Source organism: Nocardia salmonicida NBRC 13393, assembly GCF_001613085.1.
GTDB classification, from domain to species: domain Bacteria; phylum Actinomycetota; class Actinomycetes; order Mycobacteriales; family Mycobacteriaceae; genus Nocardia; species Nocardia salmonicida.
This window is the reverse complement of sequence record NZ_BDBR01000008.1, coordinates 26,527-40,345: the sequence shown is the minus strand read 5'-3', so window position 1 is coordinate 40,345 and position 13,819 is coordinate 26,527. Positions and strand designations below refer to the sequence as shown.

Annotated in this window: 10 protein-coding genes and 1 pseudogene; 5 read left to right on the top strand and 6 right to left on the bottom strand. The window is 69.6% G+C overall.

All coding sequences use genetic code 11. From position 1 onward, the window contains the following. Positions 1 to 18 precede the first annotated feature (18 nt). The 4 genes and pseudogenes from NS1_RS07955 (at position 19) to aroB (ending at position 4,452) form a co-directional block, all read left to right on the top strand. On the top strand, positions 19 to 492 hold the full coding sequence (locus NS1_RS07955) for a prepilin peptidase (protein WP_062983003.1): 474 nt from the start codon (positions 19 to 21) through the stop codon (positions 490 to 492). Positions 493 to 674: 182 nt separating this feature from the next. Then, positions 675 to 1,883: a chorismate synthase gene (gene aroC, locus NS1_RS07950; protein WP_062983492.1), complete on the top strand. Its 1,209-nt coding sequence runs from the start codon at positions 675 to 677 to the stop codon at positions 1,881 to 1,883. 98 nt (positions 1,884 to 1,981) lie between these two features. Further along, positions 1,982 to 2,491, top strand: a pseudogene (locus NS1_RS41540) (shikimate kinase); the annotation flags it as partial. Between the two features lie 842 nt (positions 2,492 to 3,333). Beyond that, a complete protein-coding gene (gene aroB, locus NS1_RS07940) occupies positions 3,334 to 4,452 on the top strand; it encodes a 3-dehydroquinate synthase (protein ID WP_062983000.1) in 1,119 nt (372 codons plus the stop codon). Between the two features lie 79 nt (positions 4,453 to 4,531). Here the strand turns inward: aroB and NS1_RS07935 are convergent, their stop codons facing one another. From NS1_RS07935 to NS1_RS07910, 6 genes are all read right to left on the bottom strand, one after another. Then, complete coding sequence (locus tag NS1_RS07935) at positions 4,532 to 4,975, bottom strand: B-4DMT family transporter (protein WP_063816097.1); 444 nt, start codon at positions 4,973 to 4,975, stop codon at positions 4,532 to 4,534. Between the two features lie 80 nt (positions 4,976 to 5,055). Beyond that, a complete protein-coding gene (locus NS1_RS07930) occupies positions 5,056 to 5,862 on the bottom strand; it encodes a shikimate dehydrogenase (protein ID WP_062982996.1) in 807 nt (268 codons plus the stop codon). Continuing rightward, the gene (gene mltG / locus NS1_RS07925; protein ID WP_062982994.1) at positions 5,855 to 7,360 is read right to left on the bottom strand and encodes an endolytic transglycosylase MltG; all 1,506 of its coding nucleotides are present in this window, start codon (positions 7,358 to 7,360) and stop codon (positions 5,855 to 5,857) included. The genes NS1_RS07930 and mltG overlap by 8 nt, the downstream gene beginning before the upstream one ends. Continuing rightward, a complete protein-coding gene (gene ruvX / locus NS1_RS07920; RefSeq protein ID WP_056810643.1) occupies positions 7,357 to 7,908 on the bottom strand; it encodes a Holliday junction resolvase RuvX in 552 nt (183 codons plus the stop codon). The genes mltG and ruvX overlap by 4 nt, the downstream gene beginning before the upstream one ends. After that, positions 7,908 to 10,571, bottom strand: coding sequence for an alanine--tRNA ligase (gene alaS, locus NS1_RS07915; protein ID WP_062982992.1), 2,664 nt, complete (start codon positions 10,569 to 10,571; stop codon positions 7,908 to 7,910). Before alaS ends, ruvX begins: the two co-directional genes overlap by 1 nt. 72 nt (positions 10,572 to 10,643) lie before the next feature. Then, complete coding sequence (locus NS1_RS07910; protein WP_062983486.1) at positions 10,644 to 11,990, bottom strand: replication-associated recombination protein A; 1,347 nt, start codon at positions 11,988 to 11,990, stop codon at positions 10,644 to 10,646. A 164-nt stretch (positions 11,991 to 12,154) separates the two neighbouring features. Here NS1_RS07910 and NS1_RS07905 point away from each other — a divergent pair, with 164 nt between their 5' ends. Next, positions 12,155 to 13,819: an alkaline phosphatase D family protein gene (locus tag NS1_RS07905; protein ID WP_062982990.1), complete on the top strand. Its 1,665-nt coding sequence runs from the start codon at positions 12,155 to 12,157 to the stop codon at positions 13,817 to 13,819.

Here is a 13,819-nt window from a genome sequence, read left to right as displayed (position 1 = left end):
GCGCCGCACGATCGATCCATGACCACTGCCGCGTTCTGTTGCCTCATCGCCTGGTGTCTGCTGCTGGGCGTCATCGATGTTCATGCCCGTCGTCTTCCCAACGCGCTGACCGGCGTCGGCGCGGCCGCGGTGTTCCTGTTCGCCGCGTCGACCGGGGAATTGGGGACCGCGGTGATCGGTGCCGCGCTGCTGACGATGCCGTACCTGGTTGCCCACCTGCTCTCCCCTGCCGCCCTCGGGGCCGGTGATGTGAAGCTCGCGGTGGCGCTCGGGGCCGCCGCGGCGATCGCCGGGCCGCCCGCCTGGGCGTGGGCCGCCGTGGCCGCACCGCTGCTCACCGCCGCGGCCGCGGTGGTGATGCTCGGCGGCGATCGGTTGCGAGTGGTACTGGGACGTGATTCACGCGAGGTGCGTGCTGCGCCCACTCGACGATTGGTTCCGCACGGACCGGCCATGTGCCTGGCCACGGTGACCGCGATGGTGTTGGCATGACCGGTGGTGCGACGCGCCGGGACGATCTCGCTGACGGCGTTGTGTCGGCGGCCCGGAGCAGGCCGGTTCGGCCGGATCAGGGCGGCGGCCGCCACCGCGCGGCCCGCCGCGGCGCCGACGTGCCGCTCGTCACGTCGGCCCGCATTCCCTCCCACACGTGTCGACATGGGAAGATGGTCGGCGTGTTGCGCTGGATAACTGCCGGAGAATCCCATGGTCCCGCTCTCGTCGCCCTCCTGGAAGGGATGGTCGCCGGAGTCGAGGTGACATCGGACGATGTCTCCGCACAGCTCGCCCGCCGCCGGCTCGGTTACGGGCGCGGCGCCCGGATGAAGTTCGAGGCCGACAAGGTCACCCTGGTCGGTGGCGTGCGCCACGGCCGCACCATGGGTGGTCCGATCGCGATCGAGATCGCCAACTCCGAGTGGCCCAAGTGGACCGAGGTGATGTCGGCCGATCCGATCGACGAGACCGAGCTCGCGGGAATGGCGCGCAACGCGCCGCTGACCCGCCCTCGCCCCGGCCACGCCGATTACTCCGGAATGCTCAAGTACGGCTTCGACGACGCCCGCCCGGTGCTCGAGCGGGCCAGCGCCCGGGAGACCGCGGCCCGTGTCGCCGCCGGAACCCTCGCGCGCAACTTCCTGCGTCAGGCCTTCGGTGTCGAGGTCGTCTCGCATGTGGTGTCGATCGGCGCCGCGGCCAACACCACCGGTGTCACGCCGGGTCCGACCGATCTCGACGCGATCGATGCCAGCCCCGTGCGCGCGTTCGACGCCGAGGCCGAGGCCGCCATGATCGCCGAGATCGAAGCGGCCAAGAAAGACGGTGACACCCTCGGCGGTGTCGTCGAGGTGATCGTGGACGGGCTGCCCATCGGGCTCGGCTCGTTCGTCAGCGGTGAGCAGCGCCTCGATTCGCGCCTGGCCGCCGCCCTCATGGGCATCCAGGCGATCAAGGGTGTCGAGGTGGGCGACGGGTTCGAGACCGCGCGCCGACGCGGCAGCCTGGCCCACGACGAGATGCGTCCCGGCCCCGACGGTGTGCTGCGCTCGACCAACCGTGCGGGTGGGCTCGAAGGCGGCATGACCAACGGCGAAGCACTGCGGGTACGTGCCGCGATGAAGCCGATCTCGACCGTGCCGCGGGCGCTGTCGACGGTCGACATGTCCAGCGGTGAAGAAGCCGTCGCCATCCATCAGCGTTCCGATGTGTGCGCGGTGCCCGCGGCGGCCGTCGTCGCGGAATCGATGGTGGCACTGGTGCTGGCGCAGGCCGCGCTGGAGAAGTTCGGCGGCGACTCGCTGGTCGAGACCGTCGACAACATCAACAGTTACGTCAAGCGGATCGGCAGCCGCCCACACGTGCCCGCGGACAGCCGTATCCCGTGACCGAGCAGGGCCAGGAGGGGACCGCGCCGGACAGCGACGCGGGCCCCTCACCGGCGAGCGTCGAGCCCGGTGCTCCTGACACCGACGCCGACGACCGGATCGCACCGTCGGCGCGGGTGGTGCTGGTCGGGCTGCCCGGCTCGGGGAAGTCGACGATCGGGCGCAAGCTGGCCAGGGAACTGGGGGTGGCGCTCTACGACACCGACGCGGGGATCGAGGACGATACCGGGCGCACCATTCCCGATATCTTCGCCACCGACGGTGAGGTGGAGTTCCGCCGGATCGAAGAAGAGGTGGTGCGCCGCGCCGTGCTCTCCCACGACGGCGTGGTCTCTCTCGGTGGCGGTTCGGTGCTGTCCGAGCGGACCAGGGAACTGCTGCGTGACGCGACGGTGGTCTACCTGGAAATCAGTGTGTCCGAAGGGGTTCGGCGCACCGGCGCCAGCAACACCCGCCCGCTGCTCAACGGAGTCGACCCGGCCGCCAAGTACCGGGATCTGATGCGCGAGCGTCGTCCGCTCTACCGCCAGATCGCCACCGTGCGTGTGCGCACCGACGGGCGAAGCCCGGGTCGGGTGGTGCGGATGATCCTGGCCAAGCTCGGCCTGGAATCGGTACGCACCGACCTGGACGCCGCGCGCTCGACCACCGGAAATGTCACCGCGGCTTCGGGTTCGGTCACCAGCAGACCCGGCGCCGGGAGCAACCGGTCCAAGAACCGGCGACGTGCCAGGGCACGCGCGGCCGCCGCGCGCCGAGGCGGCGCCGAGCAGTCGGGCGTGACGGCCACCGAGCGTCGTGGCGTCGCCGACGACCGGAACCGTTCGGCGCCGACACCATCCTCGGTCGATGGCGCCGCGGTCGACGAGACCACCGGTGCGGCTCGCACCGCTGGTGCGGCGCAGAACGAGTCGCGCACGGCGGGCAGTCGACGGTCCCGGCGTACCAGGTCGCGCCGAGGAGGCACCCGTATCCGGCCGGCGACCAGCGCTGCCGCCCGCGAGACGGACAACTCGTCAGCCGCGGTGTCCGAGAACCCGGAAAGCCGTACGAGCAACGCCGAGAACCAGCCGGGCAACCGGGAGGCCGCCGGGGGTCGTGCGGGCAACCGCAATGCCCCAGGCAGTCGGGCGAGCGGACGCACTGCGGTCGCAGGCGCGAAGACGAGCAGTCGCGGCGTCGGCCGAGGCAGACGCACAGCCAGCCGCGACGCCGGCGCCCCGGGGCGGGTAGGTCACCGTGGTAGCGAGCCCGCGCAACCCTCGGGCTCGGCGACGTCGGACCCGACGAAGGAACCCCGGACCGGGGCGTCGCAGCAGGTTCAGCGGGCCGGGCAACCCGGTGAAGCGGATCGGGGCACCGGTACGAACGAACGCAGGCGACGCGGGCAACCGCGGCGGCGTAGCGGGCGACGTAATAACAATGACCAGAAAGAATCGGAGCAGCGCACGTGACAGAGCCGTCCATCATTGAGGTTCGCACCGCCGACCCGTACCCGGTGATCATCGGCCGCGGGCTGCTCGGCGATCTCGTCGAAGCGGTCAACGCGGGCAATGCCGTGCGGACCGTGGCGATCTTCCATCAGCCGCCGCTGGCCGAGACCGCCGAGGCGGTGCGTAAAGCACTGGCCGACACCGGGATCGACGCGCATCGCATCGAGATCCCCGACGCCGAGGACGGCAAGGAACTGGCCGTGGCCGGGTTCTGCTGGGAGGTGCTCGGCCGGATCGGGCTGACCCGCAACGACGCCATCGTGAGTCTCGGTGGCGGCGCCGCCACCGACCTGGCCGGCTTCGTCGCCGCCACCTGGATGCGCGGGGTGCGCATCGTGCACGTGCCGACCACGCTGCTGGCGATGGTCGACGCGGCGGTCGGCGGCAAGACCGGCATCAACACCGAGGCGGGCAAGAACCTCGTCGGCAGCTTCCACGAACCCAGCGCCGTGCTGGTCGACCTCGTGACGCTGGAAACGGTGCCGCGCAACGAGATCGTGGCGGGCATGGCCGAGATCATCAAGGCCGGTTTCATCGCCGACCCGGTGATCCTCGACCTCATCGAAGCCGACCCCGAGGCCGCCCTCGACCCCACCGGCGACGTGCTGCCCGAACTGATCCGCCGCGCCATCCAGGTCAAGGCCGATGTGGTCGCCGCCGACCTCAAGGAGTCGAGCCTGCGCGAGATCCTGAACTACGGCCACACCCTCGGCCATGCCGTGGAACGCCGCGAGCGCTACCGCTGGCGTCACGGCGCCGCGGTCTCCGTCGGCCTGGTGTTCGCCGCCGAACTCGGCCGCCTGGCCGGGCGTCTCGACGACGCCACCGCCGACCGGCACCGCACCATCCTGGAAAGTGTCGGCCTGCCTGTCACCTACGACGGCGACGCGCTCCCCCACCTGATGGACGCCATGCAAACCGACAAGAAGACCCGTTCGGGGGTCCTGCGTTTCGTGGTCCTGGACGGTCTGGCCAAGCCCGGCCGCCTCGAAGGCCCCGACCCGTCTCTACTGGCCGCCGCTTACTCGGCCATCGCGCGCGACACCACCCCGGGCACGTCCCCGATCATGCTCTGAGATCCGAGTCGCCGACCTGTACGCACCAAGTAGGAGCGCGTACAGGTTCGGCGCGGGTTCGGTTGCCGGAGAAGGCGATTCAGCTCGCGGTAGCGAACGCTGGTTCTGTTGCGGGGGTAGCGGATTCGCTCGAACGTCGCGACCGGATGTGGCCGAAGGCGACACCCACCATCGCGGGCAGGAAGATCAGCAGCAGGATGAACGATGCCGCGGAGGTCAGCTCGTAGAGCAGGCCGGCGTCGCCGAGTTCGATTCCGGGCACCTGATCGAGGACCCAGCACACTGCCGAGCTGGCCAGTCCCGCGCCGAAACCAGCGGCCAACCAGCGCACGGTGAGGCTGTCGGCGCCCGCACGGGCATCGCGCAAGCCCCAGACGACGACCACCGCGATGACTGCCGCCAGACACAGCGCGCGCCAGAAGATGCCGTAGGTGGGCCAGGAGCCCATGGCGAGGCCGAGGAGGACGCGCAAAGCGACGACCAGCGCGCCGAGGACGGTGGCTCGTAACACCCAAGCGGTCATGGACAACACCTTAGCGAGATAAAACTAGAACCGGTATCAATTTCGCGGATCGGGCGACAATCTGTTCCGACAGCGCGGGCCTATTCGACGGCAGCGGCCATCGCGGCGCGCGGCGCGGGCTGTCCGGTGAACAGCTCGACCTGACCGTAAGCCTGATTCAGCAACATCTGCAGCCCGCTGACCACCGTGTGCCCGGCGGCCTCGACCGCCGTGGCCAGCGGGGTCGGCCACGGGTTGTAGATGGCGTCGAGCACCACCGGCGCCGCGGCTACGGCCGAGGCGATCACCGCGGCGGCCTCGGCGGGCACCGTACTGACCACCGCACCGGCCGACGCGCACGCCGCACGCACCTGCTCCGCGTCGAGCGGAACGACCGTGGCGCGCATCCCGAGTCGATCGGCCAATTCCAGCGCGCTACGCGCCCGTCCGGCATCACGGGCGATCACCGTGACCGTCTTCGCCCCGAGTTCGGACAGCGCCAGCAATGCGGGCCTGGCTGTTCCACCGGCACCCAGCACGACGGCCTCGTCGAGCGAGGAGACACCGCCACCGCGCAGCGCGCCGAGGACGCCGTCGACATCGGTACAGTCCGCCCGCCATCCGCCCTCGGCGCGCACGAGAGTGTTGGCCGAGCCGACCAGGACCGCGCGTTCGGTGCGCTCGACGGCCACCGCCAGCGCCGCCTCCTTGCCGGGCATGGTCACCGACAGCCCGACCCATTCCGGCCCGAGCCCGTCGACGAGGCCCGGCAACTGCTCGGCCGAACACTCGATGCGTTCGTAGCTCCAGGGCAATCCGAGCGCACGATAGGCCGCCAGATGCAGTTGTGGCGAACGTGAGTGCTCGATCGGCTTGCCGAGCACCGCCGCCTTGCGCGCCTCAGCCACCGTAGGGCCGTGAGCTGTCGAGGATGCCGCTGCGCTGCGCCTGCGTGACCAGCCGCAGATGCTCCGAATAGGAGTCGGTGAACTTGGTCGTGCCCTGTTTGTCGACGGTGACGAAGTACAACCACGCACCCGGCTCCGGGTTCTCCATGGCACGCAACGCGCCCACCGACGGCGCGGCGATCGGCGTCTTCGGCAGACCCTCCATCGCGTAGGTGTTCCAGGGCGTCTCCGCGGCCCGGTCGGCGTCGGTGGTGGCCACCTCGGTGGTGTCGAGCGCGTAGTTCACGGTGGAGTCGAACTGCAGCATCTGACCGACCCGCAGCCGGTTCACGATCACCCGTGCCACCTTGCCCATGTCCTGGGGTTTCGCCTCCCGTTCGACCAGTGAGGCGGCGACGAGTGTTTCGTACGGCGACAGCTTCGTGTCGGCGCCCGACTGGAGCAGTCCGGTGGCCTCGTAGCTCTTCACGCTCGCGGTCACCATCTGCCGCAGGATCTGTTCCGCTGTCCCGCTCGGATCGAAATCCCAGGTCCCGGCGGCGATGAGGCCTTCCAGCTGCCTGGTTCTATCGGGGGTTTCCCTGACCGCTTGCATGGCCCATGTGGGCACGCCGAGTGCGTTCGGGTCCATACTCGCGCCCGCGGCGTCGAGCTGTTCGTAGGTGACGCACTTGCGCTCGGGGCCGACGCAGCTGGCCTCCGCGATCTTGCGGTAGATGCCGTCGTATCGACCACCGGTGGTCGCGTCATGCTTGTCGTGCAGCAGCCGCCCCTCGGAGATGGTCACATTGCCCACCCGGGATTTCCCGCCGACCAACGCGGTGACAGCGTCGACGGCCGGGCTCTTCGCGCCGATCGCGTAGAAACCGGGCTGGACGCTGTTCATGGCCGAATTCCGTACGGCCGCTTCGTAGAAGGCTTCGGAGCTGGCGACCACGCCCTTGCCGTGCATCTCGTCGGCGATCTGCGTCGCGGTGTCACCGGAGTGCACCTGGACCACCACGGGCGCACCGGGCGGACCGGCGAAATCTTCGGCCGGGCTGAGGCTGCCCATCAGTTTGTATCCGGCGAAACCCGCGGCCGAGACGACCAGAACGACGAATACCGCGGCCACGGCCCATAAATTGCGACGGCGCCGCTTACGCTCGGCCGCCTTGCGTGAGGCGATCCGCGACCGCTTGCCACGTCCCGACGGGCGAGCGCGGCCGCGTTCGGGCGCTGCCGCGCGAGCGGACTGCGCCGCGCGCTGCCCGACTCGGCGCGGCGGGGGCGCCGGTTCGGGCTCGGGCTCGGGTTCGGGCTCGTCGTAGATCTCGTCCTCGTAGCGCGGGATGACATCGGTGCCCGCTTCGTCGTCCCACCCGGCAGGTCCGGCCTGCTGCGGCTCGTCGTCGCGCGCCGCACGGGCGTCCAGGCCCCAATCGTCGCGTCGGGGATAGCGCCGGTCAGCTTCCCGTGCTCGGTAGCGTTCCTCGGCCCTGGTCCATCGGTCGGTCATGCATCGTCTCCGACCCTCGCCGTATCTGCTGCGTCCTTCAACACCGAACTCCGCTCGTCCAACCATCCTTGCAGAATCGACACGGCTGCCGCCTGATCGATCATCTGCCGCTGGCCACGTGCGCGAACTCCACTGTCGCGCAGCGCACGTGCAGCAGACACCGTAGTCAAACGTTCGTCGGAAAGGCGTATCGGAATCGGGTCGATCACCCGGCGCAACTGCTTGGCAAACTTACGCGCGATGGCAGCCGCGGTGCCGTTCTCGCCGCGCAGGGTGCGTGGCAGGCCGATGACCACCTCCACCGCTTCGTATTCCCGCACAATGTCGGCAATTCTCGCGATGTCGGCGGGTGGACCGCCGGTGCGCCCGCCGGACTTGGCGCGCGCGACGGTCTCGACGGGGGTGGCGAGGATGCCATCGGGGTCGCTCGAGGCGACACCGATGCGCACGCTACCGACGTCGATCGCGATCCGACGGCCCCGACCCGGGTCGGTGCCCGGGTCAGGGCGGTCGGCGGATTCCTCGCTGGACGAACCAGGGGTCGTCATCAGCCGGCGAGTTCGGCCACCCGGGCACGGACCGCGGTCAAACCGGTCGGGATACCCGACGGATCCGAGCCCGCGCCCTGTGCCATCTCCGGCTTGCCACCGCCACGCCCGGCGATGCTCGGTCCGAAGGCCGCGACCAGATCGCCCGACTTGAAGCCGAGATCCTGGGCCGCCTTGTTCACGGTCACCACGAACGGCGCCTTGCCCTCGACATTGCCGAGCAGCACCACGACGGCGGCCTCGCTGCCGAGCCGGCCACGGATATCGGTGGCCAGGGTGCGCAGGTCACCGGCCGACACGCCCTCGGGCGCCGCGGCGGCCACCAGACGCACCGCACCGACCCGCTCGGCCTGTTCGGCGAACGTGCCCGCCGAGGACAGCACCGCGGCGATCTTGGTGCGCTCGAGCTCCTTCTCGGCCACCTTGAGCCGCTCCACGAGCTGCTCCACGCGACCGGGCACCTCGTCGGAGGGCACCTTCAGCGAGGAGGCGACACCGGCCAGCAGCGCACGCTCCTTGGCCAGGTACTTGTAGGAGTCCAGGCCGACGAAGGCCTCGACGCGACGCACACCGGAGCCGACCGAGGACTCACCCAGCAGGGTGATCGGGCCGATCTGCGAGGAGTGCTCCACGTGGGTGCCACCACACAGCTCCATGGAGAACGGACCGCCGATCTCCACCACGCGCACCTCGTCGCCGTAGTTCTCGCCGAACAGCGCCATCGCGCCCATTTCCTTGGCCTTGGGCAGATCGGTGACGAAGGTGTTCACCGGGAAGTCCGAGCCGACAGCGTCATTGGAGACGGCCTCGATATCGGCCTTCTGCTGCTCCGACAGCGCGCCCTGCCAGTTGAAGTCGAACCGCAGGTAGCCGGGCTTGTTCAGCGAACCCGCCTGCACGGCGTTGGGGCCGAGGATCTGACGCAGGGCGGCGTGCACCATGTGCGTGCCGGAGTGCCCCTGGGTGGCGCCGCGACGCCAGGCCGGATCCGCTTGGGCGAGAACGACATCGCCCTCGGTGATCTGACCCGCCTCGACGGTGGCCTTGTGGACCCAGACCTTCTTGGCGATCTTCTGCACATCGTTGACCTGGAGCTTCAGCCCCGAGGCGGTGATGGTGCCGCGATCGGCGATCTGACCGCCGGACTCGGCGTACATCGGGCTGCGATCGAGGATGACCTCGATGTCCTGGCCGAGGGTGGCCACCGGGACCCGCACGCCGTCGGCGATCAGGGCCAGCACGTTGGCCTCGGAGGTCAGCTCGTCGAAACCGGTGAACTCGGTGGCGCCGCGGTCGACCAGTTCCTTGTAGACGGTGAGGTCGGCGTGGGCGTGCTTGCGGGCCTGCGCATCGTCCTTGGCGCGCTTGCGCTGCTCGGCCATGAGCGAGCGGAAACCGTCCTCGTCGACGGAAAGGCCTGCCTCAGCGGCCATTTCGAGGGTGAGGTCGATCGGGAAGCCGTAGGTGTCGTGCAGGGCGAACGCGTCGGAACCGGTGATCTGCTTGCCGCCCTTGGACTTCACCGCGGTGGCGGCGTTGTCGAACAGGGTCTCGCCGGTGTTGAGGGTCTTGAGGAACGCCAGCTCCTCGCCGACCGACACGGTCTCGATCCGCGAGAAGTCGGTGCCCAGTTCGGGATAGGACGGCGACATCAGGTCGGTGACGACCTTGATCAGCTCGGCCATCACCGGCTTCTCGGCGCCGAGCAGGCGCGCCGAACGCACGATGCGGCGCAGCAGGCGGCGCAGCACGTAGCCGCGACCGTCGTTGCCGGGGTTCACGCCGTCGGCGATGAGCATCGCGGCGGTGCGGGCGTGGTCGGCGATCACGCGGAAGCGCACGTCGTCGGTGTGGTCGACGCCGTAGGAGCGGCCGGTGAGTTCCTCGGCCTTGTCGATGATCGGGCGCATCAGGTCGGTCTCGTAGACGTTGTCCACGCCCTGGAGCAGGAACGCGACGCGCTCGACGCCCATGCCGGTGTCGATGTTCTGCTTGGGCAGCGGGCCGAGGATCTCGAAGTTGTCCTTGGAGATGCCCGCACCGCGCTCGTTCTGCATGAACACGAGATTCCAGATCTCGATGTAGCGGTCCTCGTCGGCCTCGGGGCCGCCCTCGACACCGTATTCGGGGCCGCGGTCGTAGTAGATCTCCGAACACGGGCCACACGGGCCTGGGATGCCCATCGACCAGTAGTTGTCGGCCATGCCGCGGCGCTGGATGCGGTCGGCGGGCACGCCCATCTCGAGCCACATCCGCTCGGCCTCGTCGTCGTCGAGGTAGACGGTGACCCAGAGGCGCTCGGGATCGAAGCCGTAGCCGCCGTTCTCGACGGTGTCGGTGAGCAGCGTCCAGGCGAGGGTGATGGCCTGGCGCTTGAAGTAGTCGCCGAAGCTGAAATTGCCCGCCATCTGGAAGAACGTGTTGTGGCGAGTGGTGATGCCGACGTTCTCGATGTCGAGGGTGCGCACGCACTTCTGCACGCTGGTCGCGGTAGCCCACGGCGGGGTCTGCTGACCCAGGAAATACGGAACGAACTGGACCATGCCTGCGTTGACGAACAACAGGTTGGGGTCGGCCAGGATCAGCGAAGCACTGGGGACCTCGGTGTGTCCGGCACGGACGAAATGGTCCAGGAACCGTCGTCGAATCTCGTGGGTCTGCACAAATACCCAGACTACCGGTGCGGTGCGCGTGGTTTTTCATCGACCGGGGTGGTCCACGCCACGCAGGTAGGGCTATTTTCCGCGGATGATGCGGCGCAGCTTCTCCAGGCGCGGGGCGATCGTGCGTTCGTTGCCGTGGTCGGTGGGCAGGTAGTAGTCGGTGCCGACCAGTTCGTCGGGCGGATACTGCTGGGCGACGACGCCCTCGCGGTACTTGTGCGGGAACTTGTAGCCCTGAGCGTTGCCGAGCAGGGCGGCGCCCGCGTAGTGGCCGTCGCGCAGGTAGGGCGGCACCGCACCGGCCTTGCCACGGGAGACATCGGCCATGGCCGTGCCGATGGCCGTGGTCACCGCGCCGGATTTAGGGGCGGTGGCGAGGTGGATGGTGGCCTGCGCCAGGGCGAGTTTGCATTCGGGCAGGCCGACCTGTTGGACGACCTGCGCGGCGGCGGTGGCGGTCTGCAGGGCCATCGGGTCGGCCATGCCGATGTCTTCGCTGGCGTGGATCATCAGCCGGCGCGCGATGAATCGAGGATCTTCGCCCGCGGCGAGCATGCGCGCCAGATAGTGCACGGCCGCGTCGACATCGGAGCCGCGAATGGACTTGATGAAGGCGCTGATCACGTCGTAGTGCTGGTCGCCCGCCCGGTCGTAGCGGACGGCGGCCTTGTCGACGGTGGCCTCGACGGTCTCCAACTCGACGGCGCCGCCGGTCGCGGACTCCGCCGACGCCTCCAGGGCGGTGAGCGCGCGGCGGGCATCGCCACCAGCGATCCGGACGATGTGTTCGATCGCCTCGTGGCTGACGGTGTAGGCGTCGGCGAGACCGCGCGCGTCGGTGATCGCGCGGGCCAGGACCGCGCGGATGTCGTCGGGGGTGAGCGGTTGCAGTTGCAGGACGAGCGAGCGCGAGAGCAGCGGAGAGACGACGGAGAACGAGGGGTTCTCGGTGGTCGCGCCGACCAGCAGCACCACCCGGTTCTCGACGGCGGCCAGCAACGCGTCCTGCTGGGTCTTGGAGAAGCGGTGGATCTCGTCGATGAACAGCACGGTCTGCTCGCCCGCGGCGAGTCGGCGCCGGGCGAGGTCGATCACCGCCCGCACCTCCTTGACCCCGGCCGAGAGCGCCGACAGCGCTTCGAACCGTCGGCCGGTGGCCTGCGAGAGCAGCGAGGCCAAGGTGGTCTTGCCGGTACCGGGCGGGCCGTAGAGCAGCACCGACGCCGCACCCGACCCTTCGACGAGCCTGCGCAGCGGGGAGCCGGGGCCCAGCAGATGCGCCTGACCGATCACCTCGTCCAGGTTCGCGGGGCGCATGCGGACGGCGAGCGGCGCGCCCGAGTCGCGACGGAACACCGCATCGGCGCCGGGTTCGGCGGACGCGTGTTCGCCGGGCACGTCGAAAAGGCTGTCGCTCACGGTGTGCAGGGTACCGAGGCCCTCGGACATGTTCTGCGAAGCTCACCCACCGCACTCGCCCCTGCCCCGGAATCCGTCCAGAATCCGCCGCGAAGATGGACAGTTGACCAACAATGCTCGCGCGGACTTGCGCGGAACCGATCCGTGGGCTGTGATCGCTGATCGTGGTCGAAAACAACAGCGCCGTAGCGTCCCAGCCGGTCGGGTTCGCCCGCCGCACCTTGTTCGCCGGTTCGACGGCGGTGGCGGCGGTCGCGGTATTGGGCACCGTCGCGCCCGCGCGTGCCGCGGGCGGCGTCTTCCGGCACGGTGTGGCATCCGGTGATCCGCTGCCGGGCGCGGTCATCCTGTGGACCAGGGTCACCGTCGCTGAGGACGCCACCCCCGGTTCCGGCATCGGCGACGCGACGCCGGTGCGCTGGGAAATCTCCACCGACGCCGATTTCGGCACGCTCGCCGCGTCCGGCACCGTCACCGCCTCCGTCGCGACCGACCACACCGTCAAGGTCGACGCGACGGGCCTCACTCCCGGTCAGGACTACTTCTACCGCTTCACCTCCGGCGGTGAGACCTCCCCGGTCGGTCGCACCAGGACAGCACCCGCACCGGACAGCGAGGTCGACCGTCTGCGCCTCGGCTTGGTCTCGTGCGCCAACTGGGAAGCGGGCTGGTTCGGCTCCTACCGGCACCTGGCCGCGCGCACCGATCTCGACGCGATCGTGCATCTCGGCGACTACATCTACGAGTACGGCCGCGGGAAATACACCGGCCGCAACGGCGCGGTCCGCGCGCACGACCCGGCGAACGAGATCGTCACCCTCACCGACTACCGCACCCGCCACGGCCAGTACAAGACCGATCCCGATCTGATGGCCCTGCATGCCACGGTGCCGTTCATCTGCACCTGGGATGACCACGAGTCGGCCGACAACTCCTGGCGCGAGGGTGCGGAGAACCACGACCCTGCCACCGAAGGCCCCTGGGGTGATCGTAAGGCCGCCTCTGCCCGCGCCTACCTGGAATGGATGCCGGTGCGCGCGACTCGCGCCGACGGCCAGGTGCAGATCTACCGCCGCTTGCGTTTCGGCACGCTGGCGGAGTTGTCGATGCTGGATCTGCGCAGCTACCGCGACGAGGAGGCCGGGCCGGGCGCGGGGTGGCGCCACGCCGACGACCCCTCCCGCACGATCACCGGCCGCGCCCAAATGGATTGGCTCACCGCCGGGCTCGCCTCCTCGCCCACCCGATGGAAGCTCATCGGCAACTCGGTGATGGTCGCGCCGCTGCTGTTCCCGCCGCTGGAGGCGGCCACGACCCAGGCGATCACCGAGGCGCTCGGCCTCCCGCAGGGCGGCATCACCGTCAACGGCGACCAGTGGGACGGCTACACCGCCGACCGCGACACCCTGTTCCGGACGATCGTCGACAACGGGGTGAGCGACGTCGTGTTCCTCACCGGTGACATCCACACCTCCTGGGCCGCCGACCTGCCGTTGAACGCCGCGAACTACCCGGGCGGGCCGACGGTCGGCGCGGAGTTCGTGATCCCGTCGGTCACCTCCTCCAGCGTCGGCGATCTGCTGAAGATGCCCGCCCGCACCGCGTCGGTACCGGCGGAAGAGGCCATCAAAGCGGCCAACCACCACCTGCGCTACACCGAACTCGACTCACACGGCTTCGGCGTGCTCGAGGTCACCGCGACGCAGACGCAGATGGACTGGTTCTATGTCGTCGACGTCACCGATCCCGCCACCGGCGTGCGGCACGGCGCGTCGTTCGCCGTCGCGACGGGCGGACGGGTCGAACCGCGGTCTACTCCGGTGCACTGA